This window comes from Flavobacterium tegetincola DSM 22377, from assembly GCF_000425485.1.
Lineage (GTDB): Bacteria > Bacteroidota > Bacteroidia > Flavobacteriales > Flavobacteriaceae > Flavobacterium > Flavobacterium tegetincola.
The window spans coordinates 243,018-263,703 of the sequence record NZ_AUDN01000008.1 but is presented as its reverse complement, the minus strand read 5'-3'; the positions used below and the strand labels follow the sequence as shown (position 1 = coordinate 263,703).

23 protein-coding genes are annotated in these 20,686 nt (G+C 34.7%); 13 read left to right on the top strand and 10 right to left on the bottom strand.

Translation table 11 applies throughout. The annotated features are described in order from the left end of the window. The first annotated feature begins 3 nt into the window (after positions 1-3). From H602_RS0102755 to H602_RS0102735, 5 genes are all read left to right on the top strand, one after another. The gene (locus tag H602_RS0102755) at positions 4-1,137 is read left to right on the top strand and encodes a DegT/DnrJ/EryC1/StrS family aminotransferase (protein WP_026976645.1); all 1,134 of its coding nucleotides are present in this window, start codon (positions 4-6) and stop codon (positions 1,135-1,137) included. Between the two features lie 3 nt (positions 1,138-1,140). Next, positions 1,141-1,575, top strand: coding sequence for a hypothetical protein (locus tag H602_RS0102750; protein WP_026976644.1), 435 nt, complete (start codon positions 1,141-1,143; stop codon positions 1,573-1,575). Further along, positions 1,575-2,588, top strand: a complete 1,014-nt coding sequence (gene galE, locus H602_RS0102745) for a UDP-glucose 4-epimerase GalE (protein WP_026976643.1) — start codon at positions 1,575-1,577, stop codon at positions 2,586-2,588. Before H602_RS0102750 ends, galE begins: the two co-directional genes overlap by 1 nt. A 109-nt stretch (positions 2,589-2,697) precedes the next feature. Continuing rightward, positions 2,698-3,189 (top strand): CIA30 family protein, encoded by a 492-nt coding sequence (locus H602_RS0102740; protein WP_035758785.1) that lies wholly within the window; start codon positions 2,698-2,700, stop codon positions 3,187-3,189. Between the two features lie 53 nt (positions 3,190-3,242). Further along, positions 3,243-3,431: a hypothetical protein gene (locus H602_RS0102735; protein WP_026976641.1), complete on the top strand. Its 189-nt coding sequence runs from the start codon at positions 3,243-3,245 to the stop codon at positions 3,429-3,431. Between the two features lie 162 nt (positions 3,432-3,593). On the opposite strand, the gene H602_RS0102730 is transcribed toward H602_RS0102735, so the two are convergent. Continuing rightward, on the bottom strand, positions 3,594-4,271 hold the full coding sequence (locus H602_RS0102730; RefSeq protein WP_026976640.1) for a peptidoglycan DD-metalloendopeptidase family protein: 678 nt from the start codon (positions 4,269-4,271) through the stop codon (positions 3,594-3,596). A 69-nt stretch (positions 4,272-4,340) separates the two neighbouring features. Continuing rightward, complete coding sequence (gene fabD, locus H602_RS0102725) at positions 4,341-5,216, bottom strand: ACP S-malonyltransferase (protein ID WP_026976639.1); 876 nt, start codon at positions 5,214-5,216, stop codon at positions 4,341-4,343. Positions 5,217-5,371: 155 nt separating this feature from the next. On the opposite strand from fabD, the gene H602_RS0102720 reads away from it, so the two are divergent. Together H602_RS0102720 and H602_RS18040 are read left to right on the top strand one after the other, a co-directional pair. After that, complete coding sequence (locus H602_RS0102720) at positions 5,372-7,000, top strand: hypothetical protein (protein WP_026976638.1); 1,629 nt, start codon at positions 5,372-5,374, stop codon at positions 6,998-7,000. Positions 7,001-7,027: 27 nt separating this feature from the next. Then, a complete protein-coding gene (locus tag H602_RS18040; protein WP_035758750.1) occupies positions 7,028-7,504 on the top strand; it encodes a hypothetical protein in 477 nt (158 codons plus the stop codon). Positions 7,505-7,638: 134 nt separating this feature from the next. On the opposite strand, the gene H602_RS0102710 is transcribed toward H602_RS18040, so the two are convergent. The 4 genes from H602_RS0102710 to purT form a co-directional block, all read right to left on the bottom strand. Next, the gene (locus H602_RS0102710; RefSeq protein WP_026976637.1) at positions 7,639-8,166 is read right to left on the bottom strand and encodes a YceI family protein; all 528 of its coding nucleotides are present in this window, start codon (positions 8,164-8,166) and stop codon (positions 7,639-7,641) included. A gap of 189 nt (positions 8,167-8,355) precedes the next feature. Continuing rightward, positions 8,356-9,072, bottom strand: coding sequence for a pirin family protein (locus tag H602_RS0102705; protein ID WP_026976636.1), 717 nt, complete (start codon positions 9,070-9,072; stop codon positions 8,356-8,358). Positions 9,073-9,150: 78 nt separating this feature from the next. After that, positions 9,151-9,726, bottom strand: a complete 576-nt coding sequence (locus H602_RS0102700) for a Crp/Fnr family transcriptional regulator (protein ID WP_026976635.1) — start codon at positions 9,724-9,726, stop codon at positions 9,151-9,153. A gap of 122 nt (positions 9,727-9,848) precedes the next feature. Beyond that, a complete protein-coding gene (gene purT / locus H602_RS0102695) occupies positions 9,849-11,009 on the bottom strand; it encodes a formate-dependent phosphoribosylglycinamide formyltransferase (protein ID WP_026976634.1) in 1,161 nt (386 codons plus the stop codon). A gap of 152 nt (positions 11,010-11,161) precedes the next feature. Between purT and H602_RS0102690 the strand changes: the two genes are divergently transcribed. Together H602_RS0102690 and H602_RS0102685 are read left to right on the top strand one after the other, a co-directional pair. After that, the gene (locus H602_RS0102690) at positions 11,162-11,536 is read left to right on the top strand and encodes a RidA family protein (protein ID WP_026976633.1); all 375 of its coding nucleotides are present in this window, start codon (positions 11,162-11,164) and stop codon (positions 11,534-11,536) included. A 65-nt stretch (positions 11,537-11,601) separates the two neighbouring features. Beyond that, on the top strand, positions 11,602-11,817 hold the full coding sequence (locus H602_RS0102685) for a hypothetical protein (protein ID WP_026976632.1): 216 nt from the start codon (positions 11,602-11,604) through the stop codon (positions 11,815-11,817). Between the two features lie 100 nt (positions 11,818-11,917). On the opposite strand, the gene H602_RS0102680 is transcribed toward H602_RS0102685, so the two are convergent. Both H602_RS0102680 and H602_RS0102675 read right to left on the bottom strand, forming a co-directional pair. Beyond that, positions 11,918-13,105 (bottom strand): pyridoxal phosphate-dependent aminotransferase, encoded by a 1,188-nt coding sequence (locus H602_RS0102680; RefSeq protein ID WP_026976631.1) that lies wholly within the window; start codon positions 13,103-13,105, stop codon positions 11,918-11,920. A 193-nt stretch (positions 13,106-13,298) separates the two neighbouring features. Then, entirely contained in the window at positions 13,299-14,396 is a 1,098-nt protein-coding gene (locus H602_RS0102675) for a fatty acid desaturase family protein (protein ID WP_026976630.1), read from the bottom strand. Between the two features lie 118 nt (positions 14,397-14,514). On the opposite strand from H602_RS0102675, the gene rsmG reads away from it, so the two are divergent. Continuing rightward, complete coding sequence (rsmG, locus tag H602_RS0102670) at positions 14,515-15,144, top strand: 16S rRNA (guanine(527)-N(7))-methyltransferase RsmG (RefSeq protein ID WP_026976629.1); 630 nt, start codon at positions 14,515-14,517, stop codon at positions 15,142-15,144. 324 nt (positions 15,145-15,468) lie between these two features. Here rsmG and pruA read toward each other — a convergent pair whose 3' ends face one another. Further along, the gene (gene pruA, locus H602_RS0102665; protein WP_026976628.1) at positions 15,469-17,097 is read right to left on the bottom strand and encodes an L-glutamate gamma-semialdehyde dehydrogenase; all 1,629 of its coding nucleotides are present in this window, start codon (positions 17,095-17,097) and stop codon (positions 15,469-15,471) included. 459 nt (positions 17,098-17,556) lie between these two features. Between pruA and H602_RS0102660 the strand changes: the two genes are divergently transcribed. Continuing rightward, entirely contained in the window at positions 17,557-18,039 is a 483-nt protein-coding gene (locus tag H602_RS0102660) for a hypothetical protein (RefSeq protein WP_026976627.1), read from the top strand. A gap of 41 nt (positions 18,040-18,080) precedes the next feature. Then, a complete protein-coding gene (locus tag H602_RS0102655; RefSeq protein WP_157504819.1) occupies positions 18,081-19,460 on the top strand; it encodes an ATP-dependent nuclease in 1,380 nt (459 codons plus the stop codon). Positions 19,461-19,600: 140 nt separating this feature from the next. On the opposite strand, the gene H602_RS0102650 is transcribed toward H602_RS0102655, so the two are convergent. Continuing rightward, positions 19,601-19,885, bottom strand: coding sequence for a hypothetical protein (locus tag H602_RS0102650; RefSeq protein ID WP_026976625.1), 285 nt, complete (start codon positions 19,883-19,885; stop codon positions 19,601-19,603). Positions 19,886-19,947: 62 nt separating this feature from the next. Between H602_RS0102650 and H602_RS0102645 the strand changes: the two genes are divergently transcribed. Further along, the gene (locus H602_RS0102645; protein ID WP_026976624.1) at positions 19,948-20,427 is read left to right on the top strand and encodes an SHOCT domain-containing protein; all 480 of its coding nucleotides are present in this window, start codon (positions 19,948-19,950) and stop codon (positions 20,425-20,427) included. The last annotated feature ends 259 nt before the right edge of the window (positions 20,428-20,686 follow it).

Sequence of the window (20,686 nt, the reverse complement as noted above, 5' to 3'; positions counted from 1 at the left end):
AAGATGAAAAAAATTCAAATGGTTGACCTTAAAAGTCAATATGAAAAAATAAAAGAGACCGTAAATACTTCAATTCAAACGGTTTTAGATACAAATACTTACATTAATGGACCGGAAGTGCACACTTTTCAGAAGAATCTGGAAACGTATATGGGTGTGAAACACGTAATTCCTTGTGCTAATGGAACGGATGCGTTGCAAATTGCCATGATGGGATTGGGATTGCAACCTGGGGACGAAGTAATTACTGCTGATTTCACCTTTGCAGCAACTGTTGAGGTAATTGCATTATTGCAATTGACTCCCGTTTTAGTGGATGTAGATTTGGTTAATATGAACATTTCGCTTGACGCTATTCGAAAAGCAATAACACCAAAGACCAAAGCAATTGTTCCTGTACATTTATTTGGCCGTGCCGCAAATATGGATGCCATTATGGAAATTGCAAACGAACATAACTTATTTGTTATTGAGGACAATGCACAAGCCATTGGTGCTAATTTTACTAATAAAAACGGCGAAAAACAGAAAGTAGGAACTATTGGTCACGTAGGTTCAACTTCATTTTTTCCTTCAAAAAATTTAGGATGTTACGGCGACGGTGGAGCAATTTTTACCAACGATGATGCTTTGGCACACACGATTCGAGGAATTGTAAATCACGGAATGTATGTTCGATACCACCACGATGTAGTGGGTGTAAATTCAAGATTGGATAGTATTCAAGCAGCGGTTTTAAATGCAAAATTACCCTTGTTAGACCATTATAATGCAGCACGTCAAAATGCAGCAAGAAAATATTCTAATGCATTTATCGGACATAAAAATATTATTGCTCCAATGATTTGCGATGTCTGCGATTGCCACGTTTTTCATCAATATACGTTGCGAATTGTGGACGCTGACCGCGATGCTTTGATGCAACACTTACTTGATCACGAAATTCCATGTGCGATTTATTATCCAATTCCATTACACAGTCAAAAGGCGTATTTGGATTCGCGTTATAAAGAAGAAGATTTTCCAATTACCAATCAGTTGGTTAAGGAGGTCATTTCATTGCCAATGCATACGGAATTAGACGATGATCAAATTGAATTTATTACGCAAACGGTTTTAAGTTTTTTTAGTAAATAATAGATGGAAAAGAAGTCTAAAAAAATTACTCCCGCTCAAATCATTGTTTTTGCAGTCAGTTTTGCAGCAGCATATTTTGGGGCCAATTATTTATTTTCAAACGATAACAGTAGTAATCAATTGTTGCTAGAACTCTCTGAAGAAACAAATAGAACGTTACCAAAGATGATTGATAGTGAAACGAGATTTGATAGTGTGACGATAAAAGGCGATACTATGAGGAATCACTTTACTTTTATCAACATTCCCAATGATACAATTGAGTTGGATATTGAAATGGCAAAGTCGCAAATGATGCATGTCGCGCAAATGAACTTGGATACAAATCGGGTGATGCAAGAAATTAGAACTCGCAATATTACGTTATTTTACAATTTTTACGATCGTGAGAATAATAAAGTATTTGATTATACGGTACAACCCAAAAAACAAAAATGATGAAAATACTTGTAACAGGAGGATTAGGATTTATAGGATCTCATACAGTTGTTGAACTACAAAGTGAAGGTTTTGAAGTGGTAATTATAGATAACTTATCTAATTCTTCGGAAGAAGTAATGGTGGGTATTGAAGCAATTTCAAACATAAAACCAATTTTTGAAAAGTTAGATTTACGTGAAAAAAGTGCGGTACAATCCTTTTTTGAAAAGCACCATGATATTAAGGGTGTAATTCACTTTGCGGCTTCAAAAGCGGTAGGTGAAAGTGTGGAAAATCCATTGTTGTACTACGAAAACAACTTGAGTACGCTCATTTACTTGTTGCAAGAATTACAGAAAAAAGACGAAGCAAGTTTTATTTTTAGTTCGTCATGTACCGTTTACGGTCAAGCCGAAAAAATGCCAATTACGGAAGACGCGCCAATTCAATCGGCAATGTCTCCTTATGGAAACACAAAGCAAATTGGCGAAGAAATCATTACTGATGTGGCCAAAGTTTCAAATATTAAAGCGATTTTACTGCGTTATTTCAATCCAGTAGGTTCGCATCCTTCAGCGGAAATTGGCGAATTACCAATTGGTGTTCCACAAAATTTAGTGCCGTTTATTACACAAACAGGAATGGGTTTACGCGAGAAATTATCCGTTTATGGAGACGATTATCCAACGCCTGATGGAACGGCAGTTCGCGATTATATTCACGTGGTGGATTTGGCGAAAGCCCACGTTATAGCTTTAAAACGACTTTTGGAAAATAAGAATCTCGAAAAAGTAGAAACATTTAATTTAGGTACAGGAACAGGAAGTTCAGTTTTAGAAGTAATTAATGCTTTCGAAAAAGTTTCAGATAAAAAATTAAATTACCAAATCGTAGGAAGAAGAGAAGGCGATATTACGTCGGCTTACGCCAATACGGATAAGGCGAATGAAGTTTTAGGTTGGAAAGCACAATCGACTTTAGAAGAAAGTTTAGCTAGTGCTTGGATGTGGGAACAAAAAATTAGAGGATAAACATCGTATAATTTTTTTATAATTACAGTGAGCTTCATTTTGTATTATTTATCTTTAACAGAGAAAATAATATAAAATGAAGCTTTTTCTAATTCAATTAACGCTACTTATGAGTACAATAACGATATATGATTTCGATAAAAACGCTATTACAAATGATTGGAAAATTGTCGATGACGTTGTAATGGGTGGCGAATCCAATGGTCGATTTTTAATTGACGACGATGGAAATGGCGTTTTTGAAGGTGAAATTTCGTTAAAAAATAACGGCGGATTTTCATCTGTTCGTCACCAATTTGAAAAAATAATTGTAACAGAAAAAAGTACGGTTTTAATTCGATTAAAAGGGGATGGAAAAGACTATCAATTTCGAATAAAAGATAAATCAAGTACTTCGCATTCATACATTACAACTTTTAAAACTTCGGGCGAATGGCAAACAATTGAAATCAAATTAGCTGATTTATATCCTTCTTTTAGAGGTCGAAAATTAGATTTACCCAATTATGAAGCCACTTCTTTTGAAGAAATTGTCTTTTTAATTGGCAACGGAAAAAACGAATCGTTTAAACTTATGTTGGATAAAATAGAATTGCAATAACTGCAACTATATGCTATTCAGATTTATGAATTTTGTATTTAAATTAGTGGATTATGGAAGATAGAAGCACAACTAAGAAAACCGTAGAAGAGCCTCCAACTGTGTACCAGGAAAGAAAGCAACAACAAGGAATTGGTAATGATTTTAATTTTGATAAAGAATTCGCCAAAGGTTTGACTGCTGAAGAGGCAAAGGCATTGTCGAAATCGTTAATCAGAAAGTGGTGGAAGACAGAAGCGTAATTATCAAAATTAAATCATTTTCTTACTCCTGCAAGGTTTTCAAAACCTTGTAGGTATTTAAATCTAACAATTCCTACAAGGTCAAAAAAAAGACCTTGCAGGAAACAATTAACGAAAAACTTTTTATTTGCAATTAAAAATATTTTGACTTGTAAAAGTGCCTTATCTAATCTGCAACAACAAATTAGGGTCTGGGCAATTTTCTTTGTAAAACTCCAATTCTGTTTTTGAGCAAACACCGGGATAATCGCCTTTTTTGCCTTGCAAATCTGCAATAATTTGAAAATGTAAATGCGGTGCATAATCGCCATTTACGGGTGGAGCGCCAAGTTGGCCAATGACTTCTCCTTTATTCACAACTTGTCCTTCCGCTTTTCCATCCAAACTTTCCAAGCTCAAATGTCCATACAAAGTATAAAAAGTCAAACCTTCAATTTCGTGTTCTAAAATAAGCGCTGGACCATAATCGCCTAATGCCAGGTTGTTTTGAAAGCTATGAATCGTTCCGTCCAAAGCCGCTAAAACAGAAATTCCCGCTTTAATCCATAAATCCAAACCGATGTGAATATTCCGTTCTTCGATGTTGATGTCTTTGAAAACGGTGCTTCTTTTGTATAAATTTCGGTGTTCCAAATAACCGCCATAAGCCACTTTAGCTTGGTTTTTAGAAAAATAATTCTCAACAAATTCTTCAAACGCTTTTGAATCGGTCAAAGGTAAATCTAGTAAATCGGTAGTAGTTGCCGATAAGTCGAATGGAATATAATCTGAATAGTCAATTTCAGGAGCAATGACTTTGACGTTTGTTTGTTTCTGTAATAGTTCTTGTAATGTAGTCATGTTGTTTAAATTTGAAAATCCCCATCTAAATAGTAGATGAGGATTTGTAAGATATAATTTTAAAGTGAATTAAGCAGAAAAAACAGCTACCTCTTTATTGATTTTTCCAACCAATCCAATCAACACTTGTCCCGGGCCAACTTCCGTAAACGAACTTGCTCCATCGGCTATCATTTGTTGCACCGTTTGTGTCCATTTTACGGGAGCTGTCAATTGGATAATTAAGTTTTTCTTTATTTCGTTAGCGTCAGAAACTGCAGTTGCCGTCACATTTTGATAGACTGGACAACTTGGTTCAGAAAAGGTAGTCGCTTCAATTGCTGCAGCTAATTCTTCGCGAGCCGGTTCCATCATTGGCGAATGAAATGCACCACCAACAGGTAAAATAATAGCCCGTTTTGCTCCAGCGGCTAAAAGTGCTTCACACGCTTTTTCAACTGCTACGGTTTCACCAGAAATCACTAATTGCCCTGGACAATTGTAATTTGCAGCCACAACAACGCCATCAATTGAAGCACAAATATCTTCTACAATTTTATCGTCCAAACGTAAAACGGCTGCCATTGTAGATGGAGTGATTTCACAGGCTTTTTGCATTGCCAAAGCTCTTTTAGAAACCAATCGTAATCCGTCTTCAAAGGATAAAGCTCCATTGGCAACTAATGCCGAAAATTCACCTAAAGAATGTCCAGCAATCATTTGCGGTTGGAATTCTTCGCCTAACGTTTTTGCTAGAATAACTGAATGTAAGAAAATAGCAGGTTGTGTAACTTTCGTTTCCTTCAATTGTTCTGCTGTTCCTTCAAACATGATGTCTGTGATTCTGAAACCTAAAATTTCATTCGCTTTTTCGAACATTTCTTTAGCTAACGGAGAATTTTCGTATAAATCTTTGCCCATTCCTGTAAATTGAGCGCCTTGTCCTGGAAATATATATGCTTTCATGCTTGAGTGTTTTATAAATTGGAAAACAAAAATACTGTATTTAATCAATTCAGCACAATTTCTGAATCATTTTGCCGCCAATTTGAAAACTTAATCGGCAATAAATGTAACATTTGCTCTTATTTGCGACTTATTTAATAATCAAACTATAAGTTATGAAAAAAATATTTGCGGTAATCGTTTTAGTTCTTGTTGCTCTTCTAATGTTTTATTTTGGTCAACCGGTACTGAATTATGGTTTCGTACAGTTGCCCATTTTAATACTACTTTTACTTTTAATTGGAGTAGTTCTTTTTACCAAATTAGCTGTAAATCCTGCCAATAAACAATTGATTATCACTCAAAAACCGAGTAAGATTTTCAAAATTTTAATTGCAATTGTTCTGGCTTACGTCATCATTTTGCCTTTGGTAACGTCACTTCCGATGTTCAGAAGCGAAACGTATCGCAATTTAATTGGTGAAGTTAAAAACGGTGACGATTTAAAAAATCACATCGCTCCGATTTCTTTAGACGAGATTAGAGTAGTTGACGAAAGATTGGCAATGTTGTTAGGCGAAAAAATCATTGGCTCGCAACCTTCTTTAGGTAGTCAGGCGGAAATAGGAGAATTTACCATTCAGAAAGTAGATAACAAATTGTATTGGGTTGCCCCACTTTTGCACACGGGTTTTTTAAAATGGATGAACAACAGCGAAGGAACTCCAGGTTATGTAATGGTATCGGCAACGAATGAACGCGACGTGAAATTAGTACAAGAGATCAACGGAAAGCCGGTAAAAATTAAATACCAACCGGAAGCATTTTTTGGTTCTGAAATTGAAAGACACGTTTATTTCAAGGGATATACAACTACCGGTTTGACTGATTTTAGTTTTGAAATTGATGATGAAGGGAATCCTTTTTGGATTGTAACTACCTATAAAAAGGAAATTGGTTTTGGCGGAAGCAATGCCACCGGAACGCTAATTGTAGATGCTCAAACGGGTGTTATTACCGAGTATTCAATGGAAGAAACGCCACTTTGGGTAGATAGAATTCAACCGATCCATTTTATTGAGGAACAACTTTCTGATTGGGGCGAATACGTCCAAGGCTACTGGAACTGGTCCAATGAAAATAAATTGCAAACTACAGAAGGTTTGACTTTGGTCTACGGTGAAAATCACAAATCGTATTGGTATACCGGATTATCTTCGGTTGGAAAAGAGGAATCCACAGTTGGTTTTGTTCTGGTAGATACGCGAACCAAGGAAACGACGTATTATAAACAAAGTGGTGCGACAGAATATGCGGCTCAAAGTTCCGCGGAAGGGAAAGTACAGGAGAAGGGATATCATGCTTCATTGCCTATTCCGTATGTGATTAATAATATTCCAACGTATGTAATGACTTTGAAAGATGATGGCGGTTTGGTTAAAATGTTTGCGATGGTTTCCATTAAAGATTACACGATTGTAGGTGTTGGAAATACAATGCGTGAAGCGCTTATGGCTTATAAAAACGTGTATAATATGGCCGATAATGGTGTGGATAGTGAAAGTTTGACCACCAAGAAAAAGTTGAATTCCGTGGTAACTCGGATATCAAATGACATCAAGAACGGCAATAGTTTTTATTATTTTATGGTCAATGACAGTCCTTCGATTTTTGTGGGTTCTTCGCAATCGTCCAACGAACTTCCGATTACCGTGGTTGGTGATAGTGTTCAAATTTACTTTGACGTGGATTTAGAGAAAATAATTACGGTTTCTGATTTTGATAATCTTTCGATTGGGAAATAGTAAAACTAAAAAATAACTTTACTAGAGATGGAAAACTGGGTAACAGAAATGAAAGAGCTTTTGCAAGCAAAGACCGTACACTTTTCAGAGCAAGAAAGGGAAAATATTGAATATTCTTATTTATCGAATCTTTTACAAAAATTGGCAAAAGAGGTTATAATTTCTGATGAGGAATTACAATCGAAAGTTGGTTTTGTGATTAGAGAAATTCCTGTTAAAACAGATGGTAAGTCACCAAAATACAGAACAAAACACCTAAATGAAATTTCAAATTTGCAAACGTATGTAGATAAAAAATTTGGTTTTATTCGAAAAGGGAAGTATAAAAGCCGTTACATGGCTTTGGGAATGAGTTTGGGCTGGGTAGTATTTTTGCCCGTTGGCGTAGCTTTGGGAAACATTGCTTTAGGTATAGGGATTGGCCTTCCGATTGGACTAGCAGCTGGAATTATTTATGGAAATTATTTGGATTCCAAAGCCGAAAAAGAGCATAAAGTATTGTAAAGTAGTTCGACGAATGTGAATAAAATTAATCGGAACGGATTTTGAACTTCAGTACTGATAATAAATAAATAACCCTGTTTTAAATTACTAAAACAGGGTTTCTTATTTGAACCTAAATCTATTTAAGATGAAAATTATTGTTGTGCCAATTGCAATTCAATTTCTAATTTTACTTCTTCACTTACTAAAACTCCACCTGTTTCAAGAGCTGAATTCCAGTTCAATCCCCAATCTTTACGGTTAATTTTTCCAGAGATGTTCAATCCTGCTTTTGTATTTCCCCACGGGTCGGTCATCAATCCGCTGAATTCTGCTGGAAATTTTACAAATTTTGTTATACCGTGCATGCTCAAATCTCCAGCAATTTCATAATCATCTCCAGCTTTGGTGAAAGAAGAAGCTTTGAAAGTCAATTTCGGGTGATTTTCTGCATCGAAAAAGTCAGCGCTTTTTAAGTGTTTGTCTCTATCCGCATTATCGGTATTAATGGAGTCAATATCAGCTGAAAACTCAATAGTAGCTTTAGAAAAATCAGCTTCATCAGAAATAATTGTAGCATCGTATTTTTCAAAATTCCCTCTTACGTTTGTAAACATCATGTGTTTTACTTTGAAACCTATGCTTGAATGTGTTGGATCAATTGCCCATTTAGTTATTGCCATTTTTATGTTTTTTATTGTTAGTATTATTGATAGTACAAATTTAGTTTGTCTAAATCGAAAGCCACTTAACCTAGATTATGTATTTTGGTTTTATTGCTTATTTTAATTTTATGCCACAGTTTAAGAAAATTAAAAGCATTTTAAACCGCTGAAAATCATTTAATCTGTGGCAAATTTTTTATAAAACATTTACACATTCATCGGAATTTCCATTACTAAAAACTTTGAAACTCTAGTGGCTTTAATTTCAATTTCAGAAGTATTTGAAATTCCAATGGCATCTCTAGTTGAAAGTTTTTCTCCATCTACTTCAATTTCACCTTCAATATTCATGATGTAAAATCCGTTTCCTTCTTTTTTCAAAGCTAGTTTTTTTGAAAAGTCGGCGTCAAAATCACTCAAATAAAACCAAGCATCTTGATGAATCCAAACTCCTTCATCTTCTATATTTGGAGATAAAATTTGTGCGAAATCATTTTTCTGCAACGATTTATCTAATGTAATTTGTTGGTACCGTGGCGTTACATTTTGCTTATTTGGAAACAACCAAATTTGAAATAATTTAGTTCGAATGTCTTTATTTGGATTAAACTCCGAATGTTGAATGCCCGTTCCGGCACTCATAACTTGAATGTCGCCCGTTTTAATGGTTTCGGCGTTTCCCATGTTGTCTTTGTGTGCCAAATCGCCTTCAAGCGGAATCGTGATGATTTCCATATTTTCGTGACCGTGCGTTCCAAAGCCCATTCCTGCTGCAACGGTATCGTCATTTAAAACGCGTAAAGTTCCAAACTGAACGCGGTTTGGATTGAACCAACTTCCGAAACTAAAACTGTGATAAGCATTTAACCAACCGTGATCGGCATGTCCTCGTGAATCTGCTGTATGTAAGACTGTATTTTTCATATCTAAAATTTTTATTGATTTTTATTTTACAAATTTACAAAGCTTGCACAAAAAGAGCACTTGACCTAGATTATGAAATTATTTTTTTAAAAGTCGGGCTTTCATTCGGCTGAAAAATTCGGGAGTCACGCCAATATAGGAGGCAATTTGCTTTTGCGGAAGGTAAGGAAGTATGGAATGAAATTTTTTAGTAAAAAGATCATAACGCGCTTCAGCCGTAAAAGTCAAGTTATTTATTAGCCGACGTTGATTGGCAATCAATGAATTTTCGATTAAAATTCTAAAGAAGCGTTCCAGTTTAGGAACTTCAGAATAGAGCTTTTCTTGATTTTCTCTAGTCAATACAATTACCTCTGCATCTTCATTTACTTCAATGAAAAGTTGGCCCGGACGTTGGGAAAGGTAACTGTACATATCGGCCATCCACCATTCTGCACAAGCAAAATTAACCACGTGTTCCACGGCATTTTCGTCTCTCGTGTAGCTTCTTAAAATGCCTTTAATTACAAAATAAGACTGTGTACAAATATCGCCTTCTTTGAGCAAAATAGTTTTTGCTTTGAATGTTTGAAGTTCGGTCAAAAGCAAAACACGTTCTTCTTCCTGTTCAGTTAAAGTAACGTGTTTTGCGATATTTTTCAGTAGTAAATTCATTCTTTAAATATAGAAAAAAATGAAATAAAAGATACATTTTTTTGCCACAGATTATTTTGATTCAAAAGATTAAATCTGTGGTAATCTTTTGAATCTGTGGCAAAATTGAATTAGAATATTTCCTATTTTAATTCAACCAATTTTGCTGCTTCAACAGCTCTGTCCACTATTGCTGCAATTGGAGTTTCCAAAGTATCATAAGTTAATGAAACACCCATTCTTCGATAAGGCCGACTTATTTTTTTGCCAAAGATTCTAAAATCGGTTTTTGGTAAAGCAGCGATTTTTTCCAAACCTTCATAAACGATGTGTTCCGAATTTTCTTTCGCAGCAATTACAGCACTTGCACCTGCTTTTTCAAGTTTGATTTCGAAAATAGGAAAGCCTAAAATCGCCCGAAGATGCAGTTCAAATTGATTGAAATTTTGCGTTCCCGCCAAAGTTACCATTCCCGTATCGTGAGGTCTTGGCGATAATTCGGAGAAATAAACGCCGTCGTCGGCTAAGAAAAATTCAACACCAAAAATACCAGCACCACCCAAAGCTTCGGTTACTTTTTCTGCCATATCTTGTGCTTCAAACAAATCTTTGTCCGAAATTAGAGCCGGTTGCCAACTTTCTTGGTAATCGCCTCGTTCTTGTCGGTGGCCAATTGGAGCACAAAAAAGCGTTGGATTATTGTTTTGGGTAACCGTCAAAAGTGTAATTTCAGAATTGAAATTCACAAACGCTTCCACAATGACTTCTACCACGTCACCACGCGAACCTTCAAGTGCGTAATTCCAAGCTTTCTCAATGTCAGCTTCCACTTTTATAGTTGATTGTCCTTTTCCAGACGAGCTCATTAATGGTTTTACCACGCAAGGCATTCCTACTTCGGCAACCGCTTTTTGCAATTCTTCGCCAGTAGTTGCATATTGGTATTTGGCTGTTTTCAAACCTAATTCTTTCGCCGCCAAATCCCGAATAGCTTTACGATTCATGGTGAAATTCGCCGCTTTCGCCGAAGGAACAACAGTGATTCCTTGTTTTTCATAGTCATAAAAACGTTCCGTTCGAATCGCTTCAATTTCTGGAACAATATAATCCGGTTTATGTTTGGCAACAATTGCATCCAAAGCCGTTCCGTCAAGCATATTGATGACTTCAAAATCATTGGCAACTTGCATCGCTGGTGCATTTTCATAACTGTCAACGGCAATTACCGTTTGACCGATTCGTTGTGCTGCAATGGTGAATTCTTTTCCAAGTTCGCCGGAACCGAGTAATAGTATTTTTGACATTTCGATTGGATTTAATTTTTGTAAAGATAATTTTTGTAAAATTAAATTAAGAAATAATCCCTAACGAATACCAATTGCAATTTAGTATTGCTGAAAATAAACGAAATTTGCTGTGATTTTGTAAAACACTAACGACTAATTAAATTCTAAACATGTTCAAAAAAGAATACATTCATCCCAATGCAGGATTTTCGCAAGTTGTGGTTGTAGAAACTGAAAACACCAAAACCCTGCATATTTCGGGTCAAATAGGAATTGGTAGTGATTTGGAATTACAAACCATAGACACATTCAAAAATTTAGAAAATTTACTAACGGAATGTGGCGCGACGTTTCAAGATGTGGTAAAAATGAACACGTATATTGTACATTTTAACCCAGAAATTGACTTGCCTATTTACAGAAAAGTGCGAAAAGATTTTCTTGGCGAAAGCAATTATCCAGCGAGTACTTTAGTAGGCGTTTCGATTTTAGGAAATCGAGATTGGCTGATTGAGATTGATGCGGTAGCGGTTGTACAGCTTTAATAAATTGAAACGCCGAATAACTTTGTAGTGTTTTTTGTATCTTTGAGTATAAAATAATAGAAATTATGACTTTAGTATTAGACAGCACTTCGAAAAAGAAACTTTTATTATTGAAAGAACTCGCTTTAGAAATGGGAGTTAAGGTAACGGAAATGCCGACAAAATCAGTTGAAAAAGAAACTGAAAAGGCAGCTATTTCTGATTTGTCAAAAAAAGTAAACAAGTCGATGACCAAGAAACTTTTCGCTAAATTTGATATCGATTATGATAATAGAAAGTAATATTTAATGAATTACCGCAAGAAATAAATACTCTTTTCTAAAACTAAAAAAACCCCGAAATCTTAAAAATTTCGGGGTTTCTATTTTATATAAATATCAATTACACTAGCGCTTTCTTGATTCTAGTAAACGCTTCCGTCAATTGGTCTTCGCTTGTTGCATATGATAATCTTAAGCAATTTGGGTTTCCAAAAGCTTCCCCAGTAACTGAAGCTACATTGGCTTCTGCCAAAAGATACATTGCAAAATCAGTGGCATCTTTAATTTCAGTTCCGTTCAAAGTTTTTCCAAAATAAGATGAGACATCAGGAAATACATAAAACGCACCTTCAGGAATATTTAATTTCAATCCCGGAATATCCTGAATTAATTTCACCACTAAATCACGTCTGCTTTTAAAAGCACCAACCATTTCATTTAAAACACTTGGGTCGGCTTCAACAGCTGCAATCGTCGCTCTTTGTGCAATAGAATTCGCGCCAGAAGTAACTTGGCCTTGCATTTTTGTACATGCTTTTGCAATGAACTCAGGAGCTCCGATGTAACCAATTCTCCAACCAGTCATAGCAAATGCCTTTGCTACACCATTTACAGTAATCGTTTGGTCAAACATTCCTGGAATCGATGCAATACTGCAGAATGTTCCAGAGAAATTAATGTGCTCGTAAATTTCATCAGAAACTACATAAATCGTTTGCTTTTGTGCCAAAATCACTTTCGATAAAGCCGTCAATTCTTCACGGTTAAATACAGAACCACTAGGGTTACAAGGCGAACTGTACCAAATCATTTTTGTTTTTGGAGTAATCGCAGCTTGCAATTGTTCCGGTGTGATTTTGAAATCGGTTTCTACAGAAGTTGGAACTTCAACAGGGATTCCACCCGCCATTTTTACAATTTCATAGTAAGAAACCCAGTATGGTGCCGGAAGAATTACTTCATCACCTTCGTTAATCATTACTTGAGCAATATTGTATAACGATTGTTTGGCTCCAGTAGAAACAACCACATTTGCAGGTGTATAATCCAAGTCATTATCGCGTTTGAATTTTTTACAAACGGCTTGTTTCAAATCCATATAACCATCCACTGGCGAGTACGTACTGTAATTTTCGTCGATTGCTTTTTTCGCAGCTTCTTTGATAAAATCAGGCGTGTTAAAATCAGGTTCACCTAAACTTAAACTGATGATATCTTTTCCTTGTGCTTTCAATTCGCGCGCCAAAGCGGCCATTGCCAAAGTTTGTGAAGTGGAAATCTTATTAATTCTATCCGATAATTGATTCATGGAATAAAGTTTAAAATGTTAGTATTCGTTTACAAATATAAGGCTTTAGTTCAAATTACATGGAAAGAAAACCACGTCTTATTTTTTATAAAATAAAAAATCGGCAACAAGATTTTTTACATCCGTGCCGATTGATTTTTAGTATTAAGTTCAAAATATTTAATACGTATTTTGTACAATTTAAAGTGTCTAATTAAGCTACCAACATTGGTTTTTGCCCCAACTCCTTCAAGTGTTTAAAATGTGCAACTACAGCGGCAGTCATCGTTTGAAATTCATGATACGGAAGGTCGCATTCCTTTGCGGTTTGCTTCACGATTTCAGCAATTTTACCATAGTGAATATGACTGATATGCGGAAATAAATGATGTTCAACTTGGTGATTCAAACCACCTGTAAACCAGTTTACGATTGCATTTTTCGGAGCAAAATTAGCTGTCGTATACAATTGGTGAATAGCCCAAGTGTTTTCCATTTCGCCTAATTCGTTTGGAGATGGATTGGTCGTTTCATCCACAACGTGAGCCAATTGAAACACAATACTCAAAATCAAACCAGCTGTGTAATGCATGACTAAAAAGCCTAGTAAAACTTTCCACCAAGCGATTCCAATTACCATTGGTAAAACCAACCACACTGAAATATAAATAATTTTAGTAATCACTAAAACCGTCCATAATTTCGCAGGATTTTGCGGTTCTCCGTATGACAATTTACGTTTCAAATATGCTTTCATTTGCTTCCAATCGGTTGTTAAAGCCCAGTTGAAAGTCAATAATCCGTAAAGAAAAACAGAGTAATAATGCTGAAATTTATGAAACTTATACCAAGGCGCTTCTTGCGTAAATCGAATAATTCTTCCCGCATCTAAATCCTCATCATGACCGTGAATATTCGTATAAGTATGGTGCAAAACATTGTGTTGCACTTGCCAGTTGTGTACATTTCCAGCCAAAATATAGATGCTTCCACCCATAAATTTGTTCAACCACGTTTTGTTCGAATACGAACCATGATTTCCATCGTGCATCACATTCATTCCCACTCCAGCCATACCAATTCCAATGACAACGGAAAGTAAAAGCATCACCCAAAAAGGCATCTGAATTGTAAGAATTAAAAAGTAAGGAGTTAAAAACAGTACAAACATCACAACAGCTTTTAAATGCAGTTTCCAGTTTCCAGTTTTTTGTATGTTGTTTTCTTTAAAATAAGCATTCACTCTTGAATTTAACGTTCGGAAAAATTTAAGACTGTCTTTTTTTGAAAACGTGGGTATGTTGGTATTCATATAGTATTTAGATGTAAAAATAAACGACTCCAAAGATAAAAAATAATAAAATTGAAAACGCCACACAAAGGTTAAATATTTGCCTTTAAAATTAGTTACTTTTGTAAAAAAGTTTAAAATGGAAGAAATTAGCACATATTTCCCTAATCTATCTGATGTTCAGAAGCAACAGTTTCAAAAATTAGGCGAATTATATCCCGAATGGAATGCCAAAATCAACGTGATTTCACGAAAAGATATCGACGAATTGTACACCAAACACATATTGCATTCGTTAGCAATCGCAAAAATCCAATCTTTTGAACCCGGAACTTACGTTTTAGACGTCGGTACAGGCGGTGGTTTTCCAGGAATTCCACTAGCTATTTTATTCCCCGAAACGCGTTTTTACTTGATTGATATCATCGCCAAAAAAATAAAAGTAGTACAAGCCGTTGCCGAAGCTTTAGAATTAAAAAACGTAAAAGCCGAACAAATGCGTGCCGAAAACGTAAAAGGTGATTTCGATTTTATCGTAAGTCGCGCCGTAACTAACATGCCCGATTTCGTTTCTTGGGTCAAAACCAAAATCAAAAAGCAAAACAAACACGCACTCAAAAACGGAATTCTCTACCTAAAAGGAGGCGACTTAACCGAAGAATTAAAAGATTTTCCAAGTGCCAAAGAATACAATATCACCGAGTTTTTTGAGGGTGAATTCTTCGAAACCAAGAAAGTAGTGCATTTACCTTTGAAGTTTAAAGCTTAATTTTTTTGAACCATTAAGATAGTAAGATGCATGAAGTGGGATTAAATTTTAATTTATACGCTACATTTTTTACTTGAATAGTACTATTTTATTGCATCAAATGAGTGAGCATTCTTATGTTTAATTAGGATAAGTATTGAGCTTAATTTTCTTATTATCTTAATGGTTTAGCTACATTCAAGTAGTTTTTCATTTTGAGCATTCATTCATTAGTACATTCAATTGATTACGAATTTAATTTCCACAAAAAAAACCGAGCCAACTAAATGACTCGGTTTTTCTATAAATTGCTCAAAACTGTCAACCGTCAACTGACAACAAAGACTATTCCCCTAAAAACGGGTACCTATAATCTTCTGCAGTAACAAAAGTTTCTTTAATCGTTCTTGGCGAAACCCATCTCAACAAGTTCAATGGAGAACCCGCTTTGTCATTGGTTCCTGAAGCTCTTGCTCCACCGAAAGGTTGCATTCCCACAACAGCACCTGTAGGTTTGTCGTTGATGTAGAAGTTACCCGCTGCATTTTTCAACGCTTCAGTCGCTTCTGCAATGGCATAACGGTCGCCACTAAAAATAGCACCAGTTAATGCATACGGAGAAGTTTCGTCAACCAGTTTTAATGTTTCTGCCCATTTTGCATCTTCGTAAACGTAAATCGTCATCACAGGTCCAAACAATTCTGTTTCCATCGTTGCATATTTTGGATTTGTAGTCACGATTACCGTTGGCTCAATAAAGTACCCTTTCGATTTGTCGTAATTTCCACCCACAATAATTTCTGCATCGCTGTCTTTCTTCGCTTGGTCAATAAAACTAGCTAGTTTGTCAAACGAACCTTCGTGAATAACCGCTGTAATAAAGTTTCCAAAATCTTCTGGCGAACCCATTTTAAACGATTTCACATCTTTAATCAACAATTCTTTGGCTTCAGCCCACATACTTTGCGGAATATAAGCTCTAGAAGCTGCCGAACATTTCTGTCCTTGAAATTCAAATGCACCACGAGAAATTCCCGTAACCACTTGTTTTACATTAGCTGTAGGATGTGCTACAATAAAATCTTTTCCACCTGTTTCTCCTACAATTCTTGGGTAGGTTTTGTACGTGTGGATGTTGTTTCCAATGTGTTTGAAAATATCTTTAAACACGTGAGTCGAACCTGTAAAGTGAATTCCAGCAAAGTCAGGACTTGCATAAACCGTATCACTTACCATTTGAGCATCACCAAAAACGACGTTGATTACTCCATCAGGAACACCCGCTTCTTTAAAAATATCAATGATAATTTTTGCCGAAAACACTTGGCTATCACTCGGTTTCCATACCACTACATTCCCCATCATTGCCGCACTCGCTGGCAAGTTGGCTGCAATAGCCGTAAAGTTAAAAGGCGTTACTGCATATACAAAACCTTCCAACGGACGGTATTCCAAACGATTCCAAACCGAAGAATCCGATTTTGGTTGGTCGTTATAAATCTGCGTCATGAACTCTACGTTAAAACGTAAGAAGTCAATCAACTCACAAGAAGCATCTATTTCTGCTTGGTAAATCGTTTTGGATTGAGCAATCATCGTAGCCGCGTTAATTCTCGCACGGTACGGTCCAGCAATCAACTCCGCTGCTTTCAAGAAGATAGCGGCACGTTGTTCCCAAGCCAAGTTTGCCCAAGCATCTTTAGCTTCCAAAGCATTTGCAATCGCTTGCTCTACATGCTTTTTCTCTGCTAGATGATACGTTCCCACAATGTGTTTATGGTCGTGTGGTGCCGACATATTTCTGGTGTTTCCCGTTCTAATTTCTTCGCTACCTATGTAATTAGGCACGTCAATCTTCTCGTTCCACATTTTAGTGTACGCTTCTAAAACCGCTTTTTTCTCCGGGCTATTTGGTGCATAAGACTTTACCGGCTCGTTAACCGCCTTTGGCACATGAAAAAATCCTTTTAACATAATATCGTGTTGTTTAAATTATCAATAAAAAAACTTGCTGCAAATGTACAAAATGATAATTAGATAACCTTCTTTTACCGATAACATCCCCTTTTCCGTAATTAAATTGGGAGCGAATCGATAGTGTTGTTTCAGGTTTCCTTTTTCCCGCCATCATCCCGTCCCGATGAAAAATCGGGGCTCCTTTCTGTCGGGGCTAGGTGAGTTTCTTGGGTGTGCTTTTGGGGTGGTTTGGGGCTTATGAAACATCATATAATGTTTCATGATTATATAGTTAACATTTGAGTGTTTTATAATAGTAAATTTTGTTAAATTTGGAAAAAAGTGGAAAGTTTAATATAAGTTTATTTGTATTTAAAAGAAACTAATTATACAAATACTTCCGGATAATTATTAATATTTAGAAGATTAAAAAGTGAAAAATTCGCTACTAACTATATAAATTATATATTTTATAATATGGAAATTAAATTTGAAGGTAAATATAAATATTTAAAGAGTTTTGAATGGGCTAACATTCCAGATTTAGCAATACTTACAGGGCTTAATGGTACTGGTAAAAGTCAGCTTTTGCAAATCATTAGTCAAGGATATAATAATCTTTCTTATAATCAGAGAACTCCAAATAATGTATATAATGGTGGAGAGTTTAAGATGACATTTAATGAAATAGATATAGAAAAAAATGGCTTATTGCAGTGGCAATCTGGAGGAGGTAATTTTAATTTTGAAAATAATAAGTTCGGATTCCAAGATTTAAAAAAGATTTGTGAGTTTTTGCTTAATTTTATTGATCACGCAAATTCTTACCAATTTATTCAGCGTGAGCAAGATATCATTGATAGCATTCAAAATAAGATTATTGTAGGTAACTATTCTGACCCTCATCCAGCATTTACAAGATTATTTAATGTGTTAAAGGGTAAAGGAATAAGAATTTAGATGAAATTGTTAGAGATTCAGGTAAGGATATAAAATCACTATTGCCTGCTGACATTATGTATTATTTGCCTTTAGAAATATTAACGGAAGATTCAGATTTAATAAGTCAAGACAATTTGGATATGATTTTTTACATTTATTTGTACAAAACCACTTCTATTGAGCATAAGAATACTGGTTCATCTAGAAACGTTGAAGCACCTTGGGATATATTAAATAAAGTTATTAAATCTGCTGGAATTCCTTATGAGATAATGATTCCCGAAAAAAAACATATTCAATCAGTATTTGATAATCCATTAAATGAAATGAATCCCTATCAATTCTCTGCAAAATTGATAGACCCGGTTGATGGAACTGATATAGGAATAAATAATTTATCTTCCGGAGAGAAAGTGATTATGTCTTTAGCTATGCTTCTGTATTATTTTGAGTACAGAGGATTTAAGAAAAGTATCTTAATTTTGGATGAAATTGATGCACACTTACATCCATTGATGACTAAGAAGTTTTTTGATGTAATAAATAATGTTGTGATTAAAGAGTATGGTTCAAGAGTTATTATGGCTACACATTCACCGAGCACCGTTGCGTTGGCACCATCTGAATCTATATATGTTATAAAAAAAGAATCGGAAACAACTACAATTAAAAAAGTAAATAAAGGCGAGGCACTAAATATACTTACATTTGGTGTTCCTTCTTTGAGTATAAGTTACGAGAATAGAAAACAGGTTTTTGTTGAATCAAAATATGACGCTGAATATTATGACAAGGTTTACAATTGTGTCAAACAGCATTTACTAGCTGAAATCTCATTGAACTTCATATCTTCTGGTGTGTCGGGTCGAGGGAATTGCGACCAAGTAATAGATATTGTTAGTAGATTAAATACTGCTGGTAATAATTCTATTTATGGTATTATTGATTGGGACAAGAAAAATCAATGTGATGAGAAAATCAAGGTACTTGGATATAATAAAAGATATAGTATTGAAAATTATATTTTTGACCCCGTACTTTTAGGATTCTATTTTTTAAGAGAAAAAATATTAACTAATGAAGAACTTGGACTAGATGAGTCTGATAGGTATTTAGATTACATCTCATTTGATGAATCAAAAATTCAAACTGTAACTCATAAAATTTTAGATATAATAAAACCTTCTTTTAAAGATACTACCGAGACCACTATATCACACGTTAAATATATTAATGGTTTAACCATAGCTTTGCCAGATTGGTTTCTAAAAAGTTATGGACATAATATCCCAAATTTTTTATTCGAAATATTTCCTCCGCTACTCCGATATAAAGATGAAAATGGACTGAGAAGAGATGTGATAAATAAAACTATTTCTGATATTCCAGAATTCATATCTGTTGATATATTAGAATTATTTAAGAGTATACAACTTTAATTAAGAATATAGTCTTTAAAATTTCGCAGCTACCGCGAGCGTCCCGCTCGTGCCAACAAAGAAAAGTAACAACTATATACTTTTGTAATCGGGTACGAGCGTGACGCTCGCACGAGCGAGGGGGATAAAATTGTTTACTCTTACATTGGTAATTGTATGTCTAATGCTAGATACAAAGGTTTGCTTTCAGAAAAAATAAAATCTTTAAAAACATCTTCAGTGTAAGAATTGGTTAAAAATACTTTTACAATTTCTTTTGCTTCTTTTTCTGAATCTACTTTAAAGTAATTATCGGATTCATTAGTAATATTTGTTATCCAAAACTTACAGTTTAAACTCACTTTGCCAAGTAATGAGAATCCTTTTCTAAAAAGAAAGTTTTCAACATACTTATTTACCTTTTCAATTTTTTCTTGGGTGTTCATAATATAATATTATCGCCAAATTTAAGAAATTATTTCTATTTTTGAATAAAGTTTAGAAAATTATGGGTAACAGCATAGGGGTTGGAGCAATTGTAGGTTTAGCCTTTGCATCTTCAATTTACGTTTGGAAAAGTGAGAGTTTTAGTGTTTTACAAAAAATTATTCTATACATCTGTATCATCTTTCCTCCTGCTCAATGGTTAGGAATTTTGATTATGTTGATTTACAACAATATTAAAGTGGAAAATTCGGCAGAAAAAGTAAGTGAAAGAAAAGTTGAACAAGTAAAAACAAAATTAGATTCTTCAATTAACAGTCTTACAGAGTTGAGAGATAAAGGGATATTGACAAATGTGGAATACTATGAAAAAGTTGCTAAAATAAAAACAGAAAAAGCAAAAGAGGATATTCAAAATTCGTCTGAATATAGACAGTTAAAGAGCTTAAGAGATTCGGGGATTTTAACTACAGAGGAATTTAATTTAAAGGTAGAGCAAATTTCGAAAAATGAACTAAAATCGCTTTTAAAAAAGATAAATTAACTATTATTAATGACGGAGAGTGGGATATTTTTAAATTTGATGATGAAAGTATAAGATTTAGTACAAGTTTTATAGATCGTCATAATTCATTTACACATGGAAATTATAAAGCCTGGTTTTTGATCTTTGAAGCAGGACATAACTATAAATTTTACACTAAAAATTCAAACGGGAAATTTTTTATTTATGACAATATTCAGACTACATTTTTTGATTCTAAAGAAGAATTACTTTATCATTTAATGAAATTAGAATAGTT

Coding starts and splice junctions, on each gene's coding strand:
- H602_RS0102755 (WP_026976645.1), top strand. CDS start 4: ATGAAAAAAATTCAAATGGTTGACCTTAAAAGTCAATATGAAAAAATA.
- H602_RS0102750 (WP_026976644.1), top strand. CDS start 1,141: ATGGAAAAGAAGTCTAAAAAAATTACTCCCGCTCAAATCATTGTTTTT.
- galE (WP_026976643.1), top strand. CDS start 1,575: ATGAAAATACTTGTAACAGGAGGATTAGGATTTATAGGATCTCATACA.
- H602_RS0102740 (WP_035758785.1), top strand. CDS start 2,698: ATGAGTACAATAACGATATATGATTTCGATAAAAACGCTATTACAAAT.
- H602_RS0102735 (WP_026976641.1), top strand. CDS start 3,243: ATGGAAGATAGAAGCACAACTAAGAAAACCGTAGAAGAGCCTCCAACT.
- H602_RS0102730 (WP_026976640.1), bottom strand. CDS start 4,271: ATGACTACATTACAAGAACTATTACAGAAACAAACAAACGTCAAAGTC.
- fabD (WP_026976639.1), bottom strand. CDS start 5,216: ATGAAAGCATATATATTTCCAGGACAAGGCGCTCAATTTACAGGAATG.
- H602_RS0102720 (WP_026976638.1), top strand. CDS start 5,372: ATGAAAAAAATATTTGCGGTAATCGTTTTAGTTCTTGTTGCTCTTCTA.
- H602_RS18040 (WP_035758750.1), top strand. CDS start 7,028: ATGGAAAACTGGGTAACAGAAATGAAAGAGCTTTTGCAAGCAAAGACC.
- H602_RS0102710 (WP_026976637.1), bottom strand. CDS start 8,166: ATGGCAATAACTAAATGGGCAATTGATCCAACACATTCAAGCATAGGT.
- H602_RS0102705 (WP_026976636.1), bottom strand. CDS start 9,072: ATGAAAAATACAGTCTTACATACAGCAGATTCACGAGGACATGCCGAT.
- H602_RS0102700 (WP_026976635.1), bottom strand. CDS start 9,726: ATGAATTTACTACTGAAAAATATCGCAAAACACGTTACTTTAACTGAA.
- purT (WP_026976634.1), bottom strand. CDS start 11,009: ATGTCAAAAATACTATTACTCGGTTCCGGCGAACTTGGAAAAGAATTC.
- H602_RS0102690 (WP_026976633.1), top strand. CDS start 11,162: ATGTTCAAAAAAGAATACATTCATCCCAATGCAGGATTTTCGCAAGTT.
- H602_RS0102685 (WP_026976632.1), top strand. CDS start 11,602: ATGACTTTAGTATTAGACAGCACTTCGAAAAAGAAACTTTTATTATTG.
- H602_RS0102680 (WP_026976631.1), bottom strand. CDS start 13,105: ATGAATCAATTATCGGATAGAATTAATAAGATTTCCACTTCACAAACT.
- H602_RS0102675 (WP_026976630.1), bottom strand. CDS start 14,396: ATGAATACCAACATACCCACGTTTTCAAAAAAAGACAGTCTTAAATTT.
- rsmG (WP_026976629.1), top strand. CDS start 14,515: ATGGAAGAAATTAGCACATATTTCCCTAATCTATCTGATGTTCAGAAG.
- pruA (WP_026976628.1), bottom strand. CDS start 17,097: ATGTTAAAAGGATTTTTTCATGTGCCAAAGGCGGTTAACGAGCCGGTA.
- H602_RS0102660 (WP_026976627.1), top strand. CDS start 17,557: ATGGAAATTAAATTTGAAGGTAAATATAAATATTTAAAGAGTTTTGAA.
- H602_RS0102650 (WP_026976625.1), bottom strand. CDS start 19,885: ATGAACACCCAAGAAAAAATTGAAAAGGTAAATAAGTATGTTGAAAAC.
- H602_RS0102645 (WP_026976624.1), top strand. CDS start 19,948: ATGGGTAACAGCATAGGGGTTGGAGCAATTGTAGGTTTAGCCTTTGCA.